This window comes from Reyranella massiliensis 521, from assembly GCF_000312425.1.
Lineage (GTDB): Bacteria > Pseudomonadota > Alphaproteobacteria > Reyranellales > Reyranellaceae > Reyranella > Reyranella massiliensis.
Window position 1 is genome coordinate 2,692,751 of the sequence record NZ_HE997181.1, and the last position, 15,133, is coordinate 2,707,883.

Genomic DNA, 15,133 nt, shown 5'->3' on the forward strand with positions numbered 1-15,133 from the left:
GCATGAGATCCTTCGCTGCGCTCAGGATGACAAGAAGCCTCCCCATTCAAATGGGGAGGTGGCGCCGTCTGCGCTGACGGAGGGGTCATGGGCGGGGTCATGGGAGGGGTCACGGCTCCGGCGTCTCCGTCGCCACGCCCTCCAGCAGCCGGTCCTTCGAGAAGCGGGCGGCTTCTTCTTCGGTGAACTCGAACACCGCGCGGTTGCCCAGGAGGTCCTGCAGCATGCCGGAGACGCGGCGCGGCACGCGCTGCATCAGGCCGGTTTCGAGATAGAGCCGGGCCAGCCGCTCCAGCGCCTCGCCATAGACGACGGCGAGCCGCGTCACCGCCGGGAGCGGCAGTGGCTCGTCCTTCTCGGCCGCCAGCCCGCGATGGAAGCGGGCGCGATGTTCGAGCGCCAGGTCCTCCAGTTCTTCGACGAGGTCGAGTTTGCGGCGCACCGAGGTGACGCCGCGCTCCTTGGCGGCCAGCAGCACCTCGCGCGTCCGCTCGGGCAGGATGAAGGCCGTGCGATAGCGCTGGAACCATCTCTCGATCCGCAGGGTCGCCGTATCGGGAAACATCGGCGGATCGGTCGCCTGCACCTTTTGCGCGACGGCACGCGGGCCGAGCCCCGCGAACAGCAGACGATGGATCTCGTCGACGTTCTCCGGCGTGGTGAGCGCCGTCCAGGCCGGCGGCGTGCGATCTCCGGCCTTAGGCATGAAGCGCCGCCCCCTGCAATGCTGCAAGGAAGCGGCGGTGATAGCCCGCCACCAGCTCGGCGCGGTCGCGGCCGTTGATGATTTGCCGCGCGCCGACGGGATCGTCCCTGGTAGCGCTGAAGAAATCGTCGAGCGCCAGGCCGGTGAAGTCGCCGAAGCCCGACTCGGCGTCGAGCATGCCCTCGAACAGGATGGCGGTGGCGACGTCGAGCTGCAGCGCGGCGTCCGGCGTCGCCACGAGGTCGAGCCCGAAGCGCGGCAGGGTCAGCAGGTCGGTCATGCGCTGGTAGTTGCGCCGGCCGGTGAGCTGCACGAAGCCGCGGCCGCAGAAGCGCGCACCGTCGCCGGGCTTGAGGTTGCCGAGATGGCGCGCCGTGCCCGGCCGTTCGCCTTCTATGTCGTAGAGGCGGAAGAAATAGCGCGCGTCGCCCCATTCGCGGATCGGCTGCATCGAGCGCGCGACCTCGTGATAGACGGTGGCCAGCATGTAGGCGAGATGGCGCGCGTCCCGGAGGCGACGCGCTTCCCATTCGTCGAGAATGGCGTCGATGCCGTCGACCTGGCCTTGATAGAGCGTGCCGCCGAACAACGAGACGCGCACGGCGGCGAAGAACTTGCTGCGTTCGATTTTCATCGACGGCAGCCTTCGCACCTTCGCGGCTTCGCGATACCGGCGGCCGAAGGCATGGCGGCGCGATGCAGCCGCGGCCCTGTAAGGCATCTGTAAGTTTCCGAACGCAATCTGGGGCCGCCCTGAACGGGCGCCTGGGAAGTGGGGGTCGACTTGGAACGGGAAACGACAGGGACCGGCGGCGATGTGGGGCCGCCGGCCGACGGCCTTCCCCTTTGCGACAATCGCCAACGGCCCGCGGCGCGCGTTCACGCCTGCGCGGGTGCCGGCAGTGGCCCTGTGCAGCGGCAGTGTGCAGCCGCCGCCGTATAGATTATGCATGGGTTCGCGTACGCGAACTGCGGCTGTCGCGAACGGGCATCTAGGAAGTGGGGTCGACTTGGAACAGCAAGCCAAACGGACCGACGACGAACCGGGGCAGCCGGCGGGCGAGGCCCGGCCGGAACACATGAAGGCTCCCTATGCAGCGCCTGTGCTGCAGCAATGGGGATCGTTGCGCGACATCACGCAGTCGGTCGGGGCCAACGGCGCCAATGACGGCGGCCGGGGCTGGCGGCGGCGCACCCGGTAGACCGGCACGCCGGAGCCGGCAGAAGCCGGCCCCCTTAGTGGCGCCGCCCGGCCATGCTATCGACGGGCATGGCCCGGACAAAGCAGACCGTCGTCGCCTTCCGCATCGTCGTCGAACAGCCGGTCGAGGGCGTCGTCCACAGCCTTCAGGCAAAGGACGGCCAGCCGCTCGACCCGAAACAGTCGCGCGGCGGCCAGCCGCTCGTCTTCGATTTCCCCGTGCGCGTCGCCCCCGGCCCCCAGTCTTCCGGCCCCCAGTCTTCCAATCCCAAGTCTTCCGGCCCCAAGCTCTCCGGCGACCAGGTGCGCCGCGAAGGGCCTGACCGTCGTTTCGTCTATGTTTGCATCGGCCAGCTTGCCGGCGACGCCGCCTCGCCGTGGTCGCGGCGGATGAAGATCGACATCCACGACGTCGGAAGCGACCTGCTGGACCGCGCCGCCCGGAGCGGCGGCATCGTCCGAGACCCGGGTCGCCGGCACCGGCGCGGACGGCACGCCGGCCTGCGCCACCCTGCCGCCGACCGGACGGCGCGTCGTCGCGCGCTGACACACGGTCCGCTAGACGGGCAGCGCCGCGAGGGCCTTCAGCGTCTGGCTCGGCACTTCCGTCTTCACGTTCTGCACGCCCTTGATGCGGCTCAAATGCTCCGACTGGAAGCGGCGATAGTCCTCGATGTCGGCGGCCACCACGCGCACCAGCGCATCGTAGTCGCCCAGCATCAGGTGGCACTCGACGACCTGCGGCAGCTTCGCCACTTCCTTGGCGAAGTGGGCGATCGTGTCTTCGTCCTGCGTCTTGAGGCCGATGCGCGCGAACAGGGTCAGGCCCTTGCCGACCTTCGCCGGGTTCACCACCGCCACGTAGCGGTCGATCACGCCGGCCTCTTCGAGCAGGCGCACGCGGCGCAGGCAGGGCGACGGCGAGAGGCCGACCTTCCTGGCCAGCTCGGTGTTCTGGATGCGGCCGTCCCGCTGCAGCACGCGCAGGATGCGGCGGTCGATCTCGTCGAGTGCCATTGGCATTTCCTTCCATGAAATGGCCAATACGGTGACTTAGATGCCAATACTCTCGCAACGGTCGGCATCTACGCAATCAAAATGCGTGCCGCGTGGAATACCGTCCGCGCATGACCGTCGACCTGCAGACCTCGCCCGGCGCCACGCAGCGGGACGACTGGCGCGACGAATTCCGGCGCGGCGTCGCCGCCTGCCTGCCGATCCTGCTGGGCGTCGTTCCCGGCGCGATGGTGCTGGGCGCGCTGGCGACACAGAAGGGCCTGCGCCTCGGCGAGGTGCCGCTGATGACCGGGCTCAACTTCGCCGGCGGCTCGGAGTTCGCCGCCATCCAGCTCTGGACCTCGCCGCCGCACGTCGCGCTGATCGCCTTCATCACCTTCCTGGTGAACAGCCGCCACCTGCTGATGGGCGCGGCGCTGGCGCCGTACCTGCAGCACCTGCCGAAGCGCAAGGTGTTCCCCGCCCTCTTCCTGATGTGCGACGAGTCGTGGGCGCTGGGCCTCGCCGATGCGCGGCGCCGCGCGGCGCAGGGCATTGGCACGACGCACAATGGACCCGCGTTCAGCCTGCCCTACTTCGTCGGCACCGGCGCCTGCATCTGGCTGGCCTGGGTCGGCTTCACCAGCCTCGGCGCGGCGGTGGGGCCGCTGCTGGGCGACGTCGAAGCCTATGGATTCAACCTGGCCTTCCCGGCGGTCTTCCTGGTGCTGCTGCGCGGCATGTGGACCGGCTTCCGCGCCGCGCGGCCGTGGCTGGTGGCATTGGTCGTTGCCGCCCTCGCCTATCTCTTGGTGCCCGGCGCCTGGTACGTCGCGGCCGGCGCGCTGTCGGGCCTCGCCGCCGCGTGGTTTCTCGCGGGCAACATACGATGATCGAGCCGGCTGTCGTTCTCACCATCCTGCTGATGGCGGCCGTCACCTATCTCACGCGGATCGGCGGCTACCTCGTGCTGCGCAACCGCACGCTCGGGCCGCGCGCGATGGCGGTGGTCGAGGCGGCGCCGGGCTGCGTGCTGATCTCCGTCATCGCCCCCAGCTTCGTGGCCGACAACCCGGCCGACCTCGCGGCCCTCTTCATCACGCTGCTTGCCGCCACGCGGCTCTCGATGCTGCCCACGGTGCTGATCGGCATCGCCGCCTCCGGCCTGCTGCGCGCGCTGCTGGGTTAGAGCGTCCACCTCCAGCGGTTGTGAAGGCCGCGCCGCATTGACACCCCTGGGTATCGGGCGCACGCTTTTTTCAGGTTGCCTTGGTCCGCACTGGCGGCTTCTGCCGGACCCTCGCCGTTACATCGCAATCCGCGAGATGCTCGCTTTCCCGAGCCGTCGACTGAACGACCATACATAGCAGGAGACTCCCATGATGCCGATCACGCGTCGCGCTTTTATGGCCACTGTTGCTGTTGCGTCGCTTTCCTTCGTGCCGCTTGCCCAGGCCGTCGATGCCTTGCCCGATTCCCGATTCGTCGGCTTCGCCGAGACGGTCAACGATTTTGAGATGAAGTCGGGTCAGCTTGCGCTCAGCAAGACGTCGAACGAGCTTGTTCGCGGCTATGCCACGCGCGTGGTTGCCGAATATCCCAAAGCCGAGCAGTCGCTGACGAGAAATCGCAACGAAGCGGGCGTGTCCATGGCGCCCGACGAGGACGTCCGGAAGATTACCGACGACTCGATGGCCCGCCTCAATTCGCTTCAGGGGGCGGAGTTCGACAAGGCCTACGCCGACGCGCAGGTCCGGCTGCAGACGGCGGCGGTCGCTCAGTTCGGCGCCTACTCGGAGAACGGCAAGAACGGTGCCCTCAAGCGTTACGCGCAGGAGGTTCTTCCGAAGTCGAAGGAATTCCTCGAATACGCCAAGCGGATAGCGGGCGGCATGTAGCCGCCAGGCAATCCCAAAGCGCGGCCATCACAGCGCCGCGCCGAAAGCGTCGTCGGTCGGCATCCGATGCCTTTTCGTGCCGACCGTCCGTGACAATCCGACAAGCAGACTGCAATTGCCCGTTCCAGAGGGAGGGATTGGCGAGCGGTTGTGCGGCCCGCGCCCCTGCCACATAGTCGACGCCTCAGCGTCGCGTTCCGTCGTTGCCGAGTTCACCCGCTAATCTGTCCGAGGGGGAGGCGCTCGATGAATTGGGACAGTGTGCAGCTGGACGCCAAGGCCAAGGGCGTTCTGGTGTTCGCCATGGATCAGGCGCAGACGCCGGTCCTCACCCAGCCCGGTCCCTGGGGCAGCGCCTACGACGGCTACTGCATCGGGCTCGCCGCCTGCTGGATCGCCTGGCGCTATCAGGGCAAGACCTTCCCCGCCTCCGGCCAGGTCTGCGACTACCCGCCGTGGCAGTCGACGACGGCGCAGAACCTGTCGGATGCCATGAAGCGGGTCGAATGGACGGACGGCTGGAAGGCCGCGACCGCGAGCTTCGCCTGCACGGTTTCGACCGCCCTCCACGCCTCGCGCGACCGGCCGCCCAGCGCCGGCTTCTTCTGGTCGGTCATGTCGAAGGCCTATGGCTGCTACGGCGTCACGCTGCGGGGCGCCAGCGGCGCGCACGCCATCGCGCTCTGCCACGACCGCCAGAACCGCTACCACTTGTTCGACGCCAACTACTTCCATGTGGTCATGGACAGCGAGAGCGCGTTCAAGACCTATGTCACCCGCTATCTCGACAAGACGAAGTACAAGACGACCTACAGCACCAAGTGCGGCATCGTCGGCATCCGCCCGCCGCACCAGTAAGCGTCGCGACAGCTCAAACCACGGAGGCCGCCATGGCATCGCTCGACAAGCTAGCCATCGAGTTCTTCGACGCGTGTGAAGCCGGCAAGGGATGGGAGGCATGCAAGGCCTACTGCAAGCCGGACGCCAGCTTCTCCTCCCAGGCCGAGCCGCTGGCCGACCTGCGGACGCTGCAGGAATACGCCACGTGGATGAAGGGGCTGATGGGCATGATGCCCGACGGTCGCTACGACCTGAAATCGTTCGCGACGGACGCCGCGCGCGGCAACGTCACCGCCTATGCCGTGTTCTCCGGCACCCATACCGGCCAGGGCGGGCCGCCGCCGACCGGCAAGAAGACCAACACCGACTATGTCTACTGCATGCAGTTCGACGGCGACAAAATCAGCCACATGACCAAGATCTGGAACGCCGGCTGGGCGATGAAGGAACTCGGCTGGGCGTAGGGCGGGAGCAGCGGAGCGCGCCGCCAGCCGCCCCGGGCCCTAGTTCTCGACGATCGCCTTGATCCTGCCGTCGCGGACCGCCTTCACGAAGCCCTTGTAGTCCCGCTCGGTCTGGTCGGCATATTCCACGGCGAAGTCGCACAGGGCGTCGTCGAACACCTCGCTCGATCCCATGTAGCCGGCGATCATGGCGGCGTCGCCCGAACGGGCGTGCGCCCGCGCCAGCGCCCAGCCGCAGACGCGCCCGTAGGCCCTCATGTCGGCGGCGCTGAAATCCTCGAGGATCGCGCTCATCTTCATGTCGCGAAGCTGTCGGACATAGAAGTCGCGCTGGTTGGCGCCCTTGCCCCAGCCCAGGAGCAGATCGCTGGCCGACTGCATGAGGCGCTGCCCGACGACCACGCGCTCGCCGTGGTTGGCGTGGCGGCTCCTGCCGACATAGGGTTCCAGCACCGAGGCGTTCGCCTCCTTGATCTGCAGGAACACCGGGTCGTCGTCGGACGCCATGAGCAGGGCGATCGCGCACTGGGTGCCGACGCTGCCGACGCCCACCACCTTCATGGCGAGGTCGCAGAACTGATAGCGGTCGAACAGCGTCCGCACATGTTCGGACAGCGACTCGCGATAGCTGGCGAAGCCTTCGCGGTAGCCCGACTCTAATCCCGGCGCGATGTCGGCGGTGGGATGGAAGATCAGCGGCGGGTCGTCGGCGATGGTCGGCGTGGAGCCCTTGTGCTCCACGAACTTGGGGAACAGGAACTCGGGCGTGTTCTTCTCCCAGGTCTTCTTCACGCGCTCCTGCACCCGCTCGCGGGTTTCCGGCGAGTCCGTCTCCTTCAGGAAGCGATCGACGTCGATCGTGTCGTACCAGACGTCGAGCGCACGCATCTGGGCATAGTCGGCCATGCGCTCGCGGTAGGACTGGGCGGCGGCGCGGACGGCCCGCATCGAATCGGCCTCGGACAGGCGGATGTGGCGGCCGGCCAGCACGAAGCTCGTCGTCAGGCGCTTGATGTCCCATTCCCAGGGACCCGGCAGCGTCTCGTCGAAGTCGTTGATGTCGAAGATCACCCGCCGTTCGGGCGTGGCGAAGCCGCCGAAGTTCGAGAGGTGCGCATCGCCGCAGACCTGCACGCGGATGCCCGACGCGGGCGTCGATGCGAGGTCGGCCGCCATGACGGCCGCCGAGCCGCGGTAGAAGGCGAAGGGCGACTGCATCATGCGGCCGAAGCGGATGGGAACCAGTTGCTCTTGGCGGCCGACATTCGACTCCTTGAGCGCGTCGATCGGATCGGGCCGATTGTGCGGCCGCTTCCATTCGCCGTGCGCCGACCGCGGGACCGCCTCGCGCAGCACCTTGCCCCTGGTGCGACGCTCGGCCGGACCGAGAAATTCCGGCGCACTTGCCGTCCTGTGGGGCTGCCTGGAGCCGATGTCCGCCACTTCAGCGCTCATGAGTCTAGTCCTCGCAGAGTTCGAAGGTGAGTGCGTCGAGCGCGCGCAACGTGGTTTCCAGCCCCTCCGTCCCGCCGCGCGCCGTGCCGCCGGCAGCCAGTGCGGCGTTCGCCTCGGTCAGCGTGCTGTCGACGCGCCGCTGGAACGCGGCATCGCAGCGGCGATGCCCTGCCGTGCGCAGCCGCTGCACCAGGTCGGCCCGGCGGGCGACGGCGTGGGCGGGCGACTGCAGCGATCGCGGCAATGCGTCCGTCGGAGAGGAGGCGGTGTGTGTCGAACGAGCCATCGTCGAGGTCAACTCCGTGTCGAAATCGCGATGAAAAATACAACAGGGTCGGGTTGCTTCGTTGACCTAGATCAAGGGTCGGCGCAGGGCGCGTCATAGAGTGTTCCGGCAAGAGAGGAACCGTCGACGTGGGCCTTGCCGAACTGTTGATTGCTGCCGGGCTGATCGTCGGCGCGTGGTCGAGCCACCGGGTGGGCTACCTCATCGGACGAAGGTTCGATCCGAAGGACGAGACCTTCAGCCAGCAGCTCGGCGTTGTCCGCGGCGCCACCCAGGCGCTGGTGGCCTTTCTGGTCGGCTTCGGCTTCGCCGGTGCGGGCACCCGCTTCATCGAGCGCGCCGACCTGATCGTCACCGAGGCGAACGCGCTCGGCACCGCCTGGCTGCGCGCCGACGTCCTGCCCGAGCCGGCGCGGCACGACCTCAAGGCGGCGTTGCGCGAATACACGGAGGACCGCGTCGTCGCGCTCGGCACCAACGACCGCACCGAGATCATGAAGCGGGTCGAGAAAGTTGCCGGCCTGCACGAGCGCATGTGGAGCGCGGCGGTGACGGGAACGGGCAACGACGCGCCTCTCATGCTGGTCGTGTTCCCGGCGGTCAACCAGGTCATCGATCTGCACGCCTCGCATTTCGCGCTCGCGCGCCGCCACTGGCCGCTGCCCATCATGGCGGTGCTGCTCGCCTCGGCGGCGCTCTCCTACGCGCTGGTCGGCTTCGGGGCGGGGCGCAGCCGGCGCACCTTCTCGACGCTGGATTCGATCTACGGCGTGGTGCTGGCGGTCGCCATGTGGATGGTGATCGACCTCGACTATGCCCGCCGCGGCGTCCTGCAGGTGCCCAACGCGCCGATGGTCGAGGTCCTGGCCACGATGAAGTGAGCCTCCGCCGGGTTTGCGGGCCCGGCAGGCCCCCGCGCATTTGCAGGTTTCGCCCGTTGTCCGTAACGGTGGCTTGCACCGTTACTGAAAAACCGGGTGGAGATCCTGCGCATGGCCAAGCTCGTCTTCGCAATGAACCAGTCGCTCGACGGCTATGTCGACCACGACAAGTTTCCGCCCGATGCCTCGCTGTTCGGTCACTGGTCGGTGTTCGTGCGCGGCCTCGCCGGCAGCCTCTACGGCCGCCGGCTGTACGAGGACATGCGCTACTGGGACGAAGACCGCCCCGAATGGACGGCGGAGCTGCACGACTTCGCAGCGGCATGGCGCCGCCAGCCCAAGTGGGTCGTGTCGCGCTCGCTGAAGTCGGTCGGCCCCAACGCGACGCTCCTCGCCGGCGATATCGAGGCGACGATCCGCGGGCTGAAGGCCCGGCTCGACGGAGAGATTCAAGTGGGCGGGCCGCAGCTCGCGCGACAGCTGGGCGATCTCGGCCTGATCGACGAGTATCGTCTCTATCTCCATCCCGTCGTGCTGGGCGGCGGCACGCCGTTCTTCGCCGGCCCGCGGCCGCCGCTGCGTCTCGTCGCCAGCGAGCGGGTCGGCGAGCGGGCAATCAGGCTGACCTACGTTCCCGCCTGATCGCGGTGACATCCCCCGGCAACGTCCCTTGACCGCAGTCGTAGTGATCCTCACCGTGTCGTGAACGCGTAGAGGAGAACACCGATGAAGACCGCCGATATCGACTACCGCGACGGCGCCCTCGCCTGCCGCGGCTTCCTTGCCTACGACGAAACCAAGACCGGGCGTCGCCCCGGCGTGCTCGTAGTCCACGAGGCGTTCGGCCTGGGCAAGCATGCGATGGACCGTGCGAAGATGCTGGCCGGGCTGGGCTACGTCGCCTTCGCCGCCGACATGTTCGGCAACCGCCAGCAGGTGAGCGAGCTGCCCAAGGCCATCGAGATCATCACCGACCTGCTGGGCGATCCGCCCAAGCTGCTGGCCCGCGCCGGCGCCGCGCTCGACGTGCTGCGCCAGCGGCCCGAGGTCGATCCCGCGAAGCTGGGCGGCATCGGCTTCTGCTTCGGCGGCTCGACCGTGCTGCAGCTCGCGCGCAGCGGCGCGGATCTCGCGGGAGTCGTCAGCTTCCACGGCGGGCTGCAGACCAAGGCCCCGGCCAAGGCCGGCAGCGTCAGGGCGGGCGTGCTCTGCTGCACCGGCGCCGACGATCCGATGATCCCGGCCGACCAGGTGGTGGCCTTCGAGCAGGAGATGCGCGCGGCCAAGGCCGACTGGCAGGTCATCAGCTACGGCAACACCGCACACAGCTTCACCAACCCCGAAGCCGACGGCTCACTCAACCCGGCCATCCTCTACAACGAGAAGACCGACCGGCGTTCGTGGGCGGCCATGCGCGGCTTCTTTCAGGAGCGCTTCGGCGCTTAGAGCCCGGACCGCAGCGTCCGTATCCCTCTCCCTGCCGGGAGAGGGGTATGCGCAACAGGAGCGGTATGGTGCGGCCAACTCCCTGCCGAGAAACTGCAATTACAGCACCAAAGCCCCGGATATCCTCCCGATAAAACCATTGTGGATCGAAAACGTATCGGCATGCGGTCGTTCGCGTTGCAATTTGCATCGGGCGCTGCCTAATTTGGCGGCGGGCGGAGACCAAGAAACGATGAATCCCCTTCCCTCTCTTATTCGTGCATCCGCCTGGGATGCCGGCAACCACAACATGCACAATGCCGGTCGCAGCAAATGGGACTGGAACGATTTCACCGTGGCGTCCGCCGAGCACGAGCGCCTGGTCGGCTTGGCCTACGCGCGCCCCAACGACCAGCGCCACGACCGCTACATCCGCTTCCAGATCGCCGAACAGATGGAGCAGGCCGGCCTGTTCACGAGCACGTCGTTGATGACGGACATCCATCGCCAGATCGACCAGGCCATGGCGAGCCTGAACGATACCGCTCGCAAGCCCTCGTCCGCTGCGAACAAGCAACCTGCGGCACGGGCCGACACGAAGAGCCAGCCGGCCGCGCTGTTCCAGCAATAGTCGGCGAACCGCCGGCGGCCTTTCCCCGCTTCCGGACCGAAGACGAAGCCCCGCACCGGGTCACCGGCCGGGGCTTTTGCCGTTTGGAGGCTGGCCCACCCCCGGCACCCGGCGCATGCTGCGGCGACCGCAGGGGGAGGTTCTGCAATGGCCGAGCACGAGGGCGACACCTACAGGAACGCCACCATCGAGATCGATGGCCACGGCTATACGAAGTGCGCGTTCGAGAACTGTATCCTGGTCTATTCCGGCGGCGAGCCGCCCAACTTCAGCGGCTGCACGCTGGACAAGATCCAGGTGGTCTTCAGGGGGCCTGCCAAGAACACGGTGGCCTTGCTGCAGGCGATGTCCCGGCCGAGCAGCGGCTTCCAGCAGTTGATCGCGCGCACCTTCTCCAGCCTCGGCAAGCACTGAGCCCGGGGAGAGTACGAGCGCCGGTCTCAGCGCTTGAAATAGAAGTAGGTGAGCAGCGCGGTGATGATGCCGGCAGCCATCATCTGGCCGAGCGTGCGCAGCATGCCGTGGCGGATGGCGCGGTAGGCGTCGACCAGCGAGCGCCATTCGGCGATGTCGCGCACGGCGTTGCCGTCGGCCAGGCCAAGACGCGACAGCGCGCGCTCGGCGCCCTTCTCCGCCCCCTTCTCGACGGCGGCCTCGATCAGGGCGTTCAGCTCCAGGTGGCTCAGGATGACGGGATCGTTGGGGGTCGCGATCAGGTTCGTGCTCATGGCATGCACTCACTCTTCGCCCGTTACTCGGGAACGGGGGGATGAAGCGGGAAGCCGCCGGCGAAGCCGCGAAACATCAGCTCCAGTTCGTAGCCCAGCGCGTCGGCCACGGCCTCGACAAGCTGGAGGTTGCCGCGCGACTGCCCCTCCTCGAAGCGCCGCAGCGAGGCGCGGTCGACGCCGGCCAGCCGGGCCAGCCGCCGCTGCGAGATTCCCTGCTCCTGGCGGATGCGACGGATCTCGGTGCCGAGATGGACTGGGCCGAGATGGACAGGCGGCGCGGGAGCGGGAGCTTGGGGAGTACGGGTCACGGGAGGCCCCTCCTTGGGCCGCCTCCTCACCGTAGGCATACCGGCAGGGAAATAAAGACGCGCCCGCCCCGCTCTCGCAGGGACCGGGAGAAGGAGTATGATGCCGGCCGGCGGGGGATCGCGGCGACATATCCACAGTTCCGGCCCCGCCGAACCTGTCTATTTACCCGCTCCCCAGCCTGCCGGACGGTGCGCCCAGAATGACCGATACGACGTCTGATCCGCCGCTGGACACTCCGACGATCAAGGCCAAGCTCGAGGAGCTGCGCAGCGAGCATCGCGACCTCGACGAGGTGATCGACCGCCTGGTGGAAAAGCCGCCGTTCGACCAGTTGCAGCTGCAGCGCCTGAAGAAGCGCAAGCTCGGGCTCAAGGACCAGATCATCAGGCTGGAAAGCCAGCTCATCCCCGATATCATCGCCTGAGACAGACAGGGTTTTATGGCCAGGAAGAAAACGACGCCGGCGAAAGCCTCGCCCGGCAGGACCACCCGACCTCTGGTCGGCGTCATCACCCGACCGCTGGTCGGCGTCATCATGGGCAGCCAGTCCGACTGGACGACCATGCGCCATGCCGCCGAGACCCTGGCGGCGCTGGGCGTTCCCTTCGAGGCGCGCATCGTCTCCGCCCACCGCACGCCCAAGCGCATGATGAGCTACGCGTCCGGCGCCAAGGCGCGCGGCCTGCGCGTGATCATCGCCGGCGCCGGCGGGGCCGCCCACCTGCCGGGCATGACGGCCTCGATGACACCGCTGCCGGTGCTGGGCGTGCCGGTCGAAAGTGCCGCCCTGAAGGGCCAGGACAGTCTTCTTTCCATTGTCCAGATGCCGGCCGGAATCCCCGTCGGCACGTTGGCCATCGGCCGCGCCGGCGCCGTAAATGCTGCACTTCTGGCGGCCTCCATCGTCGGACTTGACGACGCCAAGATTATGCGGGCGGTGGAAGGATGGCGCGTCCGCCAGACCGCCGCCGTCGCCCACGCTCCCAAGGATACCCCGGCGGACGACCCGGCTACCGCTCCGGCCCCTCATCGCTGATGTCTTCCTCTCGGATCATCCCGCCCGGCTCCACCATCGGCATCCTGGGCGGCGGACAGTTGGGGCGCATGACGGCGCAGGCGGCCGCACGGCTGGGCTATCGCTCGATCGTCTACGCGCCCGACGAACCCTCCATCGCCGCCGAAGTTTCCGCAGGTTTCGTGCGCGCGGGCTATGACGACGAGGCCGCCCTCGCCGCCTTCGCCCGGCAGGTCGACGTCATCACCTACGAGTTCGAGAACGTGCCCGAGGCGGCCGTGCTCGAATGCCAGAAGCTGACGCCTGTGCGTCCCGGCACCCTGCCGATCCACCTCGCCCAGCACCGGCTGCGCGAAAAGGACTTCCTGCGCCAGCTCGGCATCGGCACGGCCGACTACCTGCCGATCCGCTCCGAGGCCGACATCGCCGCAGCCGCCGCGGTTCCCGGCGCCCTGCCCGGCATCCTGAAGACCTGCACCGAAGGCTACGACGGCAAGGGCCAGGCGCGCGTGGCCGACGGCGCGGCGCTGGCGGCGGCGTGGGCCGATCTCGGCCGGCGCGAATGCGTGCTCGAAGCGCTGGTGCCGTTCCGCTGCGAGGTCTCGGCCATCGTGGCGCGCGGGCTCGACGGCGAGACGCGCTGCTTCCCCATCGGCCGCAACGAACACCGCGACGGCATCCTGCGCACCACCGTGGTGCCGGCCGACCTGCCCCCCGACGTGCTGGCGACGGCGGAGCGCTACGGCGTGCTGCTGGCCGAAGGGCTCGACCTGGTGGGCCTGGTAGCGCTGGAAATGTTCGTCACCGCCGACGGCCGCGTGCTGGCCAACGAGTTTGCGCCGCGGCCGCATAACTCGGGCCACTGGAGCATCGACGCCTGCGCCACCAGCCAGTTCGAGCAGCTCGTGCGCGCCGTCTGCGGCCTGCCGCTGGGCTCGGTCGAGGCGCTGGCGCCGTCGCGCATGGAAAACCTGATCGGCGACGAAGCGCTCGACTGGCCGCGCTATCTCGCGGAGCCCGCCGCCCGGCTGCATCTCTACGGCAAAGGCGCTCCGCGTCCCGGCCGCAAGATGGGCCATGTGACTTACGTGCTGCGGCCGTAAGGGCCGCCGCCGGTCAGCGTTCGCCGGCAATCGCGAGATGGTACCGCGTGTGCTTCAGCTCGCCGGTGCGCGACAACGCGCCCTTGGCCACGAGGTCCTGCAGGTCCCTCGTGGCTGTCGCGCGTGAGGTCTTCGCGATGGTGATGTAGTTTTCCGCGCTCAGGCCGCCCTTGAAGCCATCGAGGCCCTCGCGAAACATGCGGGCAACGACCCTCTCCTGACGCTCGTTCATCTGGCCGCGCAGGCGCTCGTAGAACCTCGCCTTGGCCATGTAGAAGTCGACGCGCTCGATCGTGGTGGCCTGGGCTTCCAGAACGGTGTTGGCAAAGAAGACGAGCCAGTCCGTGATCTCCGTCTCTCTGCTGCTGTGTTCCAGCGCCGCGTAGTACGCCTTGCGCTTGCGTTCGATGGCATAGGCCAGCGCGATCAAAGTCGGCCGGCCCAGCCCCTGCGCCAGAGTCTTTTCGGCAATGGCACGACCGATACGGCCATTGCCGTCCTCGAACGGATGAATGCACTCGAAATAGAGATGAGCGATGCCGGCCCGCGTCAAAGGCGGCAGCGGATTCTTTCCAGCCGGCGCACTGTCGTTGAACCACGCCACGAAGGCTTTCATTTCCTGCGGGACGGCCTTCGCGGGCGGCGCTTCGAAGTGCACGCGCCTCTTGTGGAGCGGACCGGAGACGATCTGCATGGGATCGCCCTGCCGGCGATACGTTCCGACATCCTCGATGTCCTTCGCTCCGGCCATCAGCATGGCGTGCCAGCCGAACATCATCTTGTCCGCAAGGGGCGAGGCGAAGGTCCGGTAGAGATCGACCATCATCTCCGCGATGCCGCGTTCGGCATCGGGCACGCGCGGCCCATCCTTGCCCCCGTCGTTACCCCCATCCTTGCCTAGCCCGAACTGCTGGATCAGGGACGACTGGACGCTGTCGCGATTGAGCAGTTCGCCTTCAATCTCGGAGGTCTTGAGAGCTTCGTCACGGATAAGCTCGATCCTGAGCCGGTCCTGGTCGTCCGCGCCGATGTGCCGGAAGGCGCCCACGAACTCGCCGGACTGGAGCAGGAACCGGCGTTCCAGATCGTCCAGCGCGCTCGTCCTGTAGGTGAAGTCAGGCCATTCGGGCTGCTGCCAGATCCAGTCCATGAGCTATAGAGCATCCTTTCTATAGCTCAAAATATCACAAAT

At 67.7% G+C, this 15,133-nt stretch carries 22 protein-coding genes and 1 pseudogene; 15 read left to right on the forward strand and 8 right to left on the reverse strand.

What is annotated here, in order from left to right:
- Positions 1 to 109: 109 nt before the first annotated feature.
- Entirely contained in the window at positions 110 to 706 is a 597-nt protein-coding gene (locus BN60_RS13275; RefSeq protein WP_020696554.1) for a hypothetical protein, read from the reverse strand.
- Entirely contained in the window at positions 699 to 1,340 is a 642-nt protein-coding gene (locus BN60_RS13280) for a hypothetical protein (protein WP_043285537.1), read from the reverse strand. The genes BN60_RS13275 and BN60_RS13280 overlap by 8 nt, the downstream gene beginning before the upstream one ends.
- A gap of 376 nt (positions 1,341 to 1,716) precedes the next feature.
- Here BN60_RS13280 and BN60_RS30890 point away from each other — a divergent pair, with 376 nt between their 5' ends.
- The gene (locus tag BN60_RS30890) at positions 1,717 to 1,908 is read left to right on the forward strand and encodes a lasso RiPP family leader peptide-containing protein (protein WP_020696556.1); all 192 of its coding nucleotides are present in this window, start codon (positions 1,717 to 1,719) and stop codon (positions 1,906 to 1,908) included.
- A gap of 68 nt (positions 1,909 to 1,976) precedes the next feature.
- A pseudogene (locus BN60_RS31810) lies at positions 1,977 to 2,339 on the forward strand (DUF5990 family protein); the annotation flags it as partial.
- 126 nt (positions 2,340 to 2,465) lie between these two features.
- Here BN60_RS31810 and BN60_RS13295 read toward each other — a convergent pair.
- A complete protein-coding gene (locus BN60_RS13295; protein WP_020696558.1) occupies positions 2,466 to 2,924 on the reverse strand; it encodes an Lrp/AsnC family transcriptional regulator in 459 nt (152 codons plus the stop codon).
- A 110-nt stretch (positions 2,925 to 3,034) separates the two neighbouring features.
- Here BN60_RS13295 and BN60_RS13300 point away from each other — a divergent pair, with 110 nt between their 5' ends.
- The 5 genes from BN60_RS13300 (at position 3,035) to BN60_RS13320 (ending at position 6,105) form a co-directional block, all read left to right on the forward strand.
- Positions 3,035 to 3,796: an AzlC family ABC transporter permease gene (locus BN60_RS13300; RefSeq protein WP_020696559.1), complete on the forward strand. Its 762-nt coding sequence runs from the start codon at positions 3,035 to 3,037 to the stop codon at positions 3,794 to 3,796.
- A complete protein-coding gene (locus BN60_RS13305) occupies positions 3,793 to 4,092 on the forward strand; it encodes an AzlD family protein (protein WP_020696560.1) in 300 nt (99 codons plus the stop codon). Before BN60_RS13300 ends, BN60_RS13305 begins: the two co-directional genes overlap by 4 nt.
- Before the next feature lie 190 nt (positions 4,093 to 4,282).
- Positions 4,283 to 4,801, forward strand: a complete 519-nt coding sequence (locus BN60_RS13310; RefSeq protein WP_020696561.1) for a DUF4142 domain-containing protein — start codon at positions 4,283 to 4,285, stop codon at positions 4,799 to 4,801.
- A gap of 246 nt (positions 4,802 to 5,047) precedes the next feature.
- The gene (locus BN60_RS13315; RefSeq protein WP_020696562.1) at positions 5,048 to 5,659 is read left to right on the forward strand and encodes a hypothetical protein; all 612 of its coding nucleotides are present in this window, start codon (positions 5,048 to 5,050) and stop codon (positions 5,657 to 5,659) included.
- Between the two features lie 32 nt (positions 5,660 to 5,691).
- Positions 5,692 to 6,105 (forward strand): ester cyclase, encoded by a 414-nt coding sequence (locus BN60_RS13320; RefSeq protein ID WP_020696563.1) that lies wholly within the window; start codon positions 5,692 to 5,694, stop codon positions 6,103 to 6,105.
- Positions 6,106 to 6,144: 39 nt separating this feature from the next.
- Here the strand turns inward: BN60_RS13320 and BN60_RS13325 are convergent, their stop codons facing one another.
- Positions 6,145 to 7,560, reverse strand: coding sequence for a DUF2252 domain-containing protein (locus BN60_RS13325; RefSeq protein WP_020696564.1), 1,416 nt, complete (start codon positions 7,558 to 7,560; stop codon positions 6,145 to 6,147).
- A 4-nt stretch (positions 7,561 to 7,564) separates the two neighbouring features.
- Positions 7,565 to 7,846: a hypothetical protein gene (locus BN60_RS13330; protein ID WP_020696565.1), complete on the reverse strand. Its 282-nt coding sequence runs from the start codon at positions 7,844 to 7,846 to the stop codon at positions 7,565 to 7,567.
- A gap of 128 nt (positions 7,847 to 7,974) precedes the next feature.
- On the opposite strand from BN60_RS13330, the gene BN60_RS28880 reads away from it, so the two are divergent.
- The 5 genes from BN60_RS28880 to BN60_RS13355 all read left to right on the forward strand — a co-directional run bounded on the left by BN60_RS28880 (position 7,975) and on the right by BN60_RS13355 (position 11,197).
- Positions 7,975 to 8,727, forward strand: a complete 753-nt coding sequence (locus tag BN60_RS28880) for a bestrophin-like domain (RefSeq protein ID WP_020696566.1) — start codon at positions 7,975 to 7,977, stop codon at positions 8,725 to 8,727.
- A gap of 111 nt (positions 8,728 to 8,838) precedes the next feature.
- A complete protein-coding gene (locus BN60_RS13340) occupies positions 8,839 to 9,369 on the forward strand; it encodes a dihydrofolate reductase family protein (RefSeq protein ID WP_043285542.1) in 531 nt (176 codons plus the stop codon).
- A gap of 84 nt (positions 9,370 to 9,453) precedes the next feature.
- Positions 9,454 to 10,173, forward strand: a complete 720-nt coding sequence (locus BN60_RS13345) for a dienelactone hydrolase family protein (protein ID WP_020696568.1) — start codon at positions 9,454 to 9,456, stop codon at positions 10,171 to 10,173.
- 232 nt (positions 10,174 to 10,405) lie between these two features.
- Positions 10,406 to 10,783, forward strand: a complete 378-nt coding sequence (locus BN60_RS13350; RefSeq protein ID WP_020696569.1) for a hypothetical protein — start codon at positions 10,406 to 10,408, stop codon at positions 10,781 to 10,783.
- Positions 10,784 to 10,930: 147 nt separating this feature from the next.
- Positions 10,931 to 11,197, forward strand: coding sequence for a hypothetical protein (locus tag BN60_RS13355; protein ID WP_020696570.1), 267 nt, complete (start codon positions 10,931 to 10,933; stop codon positions 11,195 to 11,197).
- Positions 11,198 to 11,223: 26 nt separating this feature from the next.
- Here the strand turns inward: BN60_RS13355 and BN60_RS13360 are convergent, their stop codons facing one another.
- Both BN60_RS13360 and BN60_RS13365 read right to left on the reverse strand, forming a co-directional pair.
- Positions 11,224 to 11,511, reverse strand: coding sequence for a DUF6127 family protein (locus tag BN60_RS13360; RefSeq protein ID WP_043285543.1), 288 nt, complete (start codon positions 11,509 to 11,511; stop codon positions 11,224 to 11,226).
- A gap of 23 nt (positions 11,512 to 11,534) precedes the next feature.
- The gene (locus tag BN60_RS13365) at positions 11,535 to 11,822 is read right to left on the reverse strand and encodes a helix-turn-helix domain-containing protein (protein WP_020696572.1); all 288 of its coding nucleotides are present in this window, start codon (positions 11,820 to 11,822) and stop codon (positions 11,535 to 11,537) included.
- Between the two features lie 200 nt (positions 11,823 to 12,022).
- On the opposite strand from BN60_RS13365, the gene BN60_RS13370 reads away from it, so the two are divergent.
- The 3 genes from BN60_RS13370 to BN60_RS13380 all read left to right on the forward strand — a co-directional run bounded on the left by BN60_RS13370 (position 12,023) and on the right by BN60_RS13380 (position 13,941).
- Positions 12,023 to 12,247 (forward strand): YdcH family protein, encoded by a 225-nt coding sequence (locus tag BN60_RS13370; protein ID WP_020696573.1) that lies wholly within the window; start codon positions 12,023 to 12,025, stop codon positions 12,245 to 12,247.
- A 111-nt stretch (positions 12,248 to 12,358) separates the two neighbouring features.
- On the forward strand, positions 12,359 to 12,859 hold the full coding sequence (purE, locus tag BN60_RS13375; RefSeq protein ID WP_051150272.1) for a 5-(carboxyamino)imidazole ribonucleotide mutase: 501 nt from the start codon (positions 12,359 to 12,361) through the stop codon (positions 12,857 to 12,859).
- The gene (locus BN60_RS13380) at positions 12,859 to 13,941 is read left to right on the forward strand and encodes a 5-(carboxyamino)imidazole ribonucleotide synthase (protein WP_020696575.1); all 1,083 of its coding nucleotides are present in this window, start codon (positions 12,859 to 12,861) and stop codon (positions 13,939 to 13,941) included. Before purE ends, BN60_RS13380 begins: the two co-directional genes overlap by 1 nt.
- A 13-nt stretch (positions 13,942 to 13,954) precedes the next feature.
- Here the strand turns inward: BN60_RS13380 and BN60_RS13385 are convergent, their stop codons facing one another.
- Entirely contained in the window at positions 13,955 to 15,091 is a 1,137-nt protein-coding gene (locus BN60_RS13385) for a Fic family protein (RefSeq protein ID WP_020696576.1), read from the reverse strand.
- Between the last annotated feature and the right edge of the window lie 42 nt (positions 15,092 to 15,133).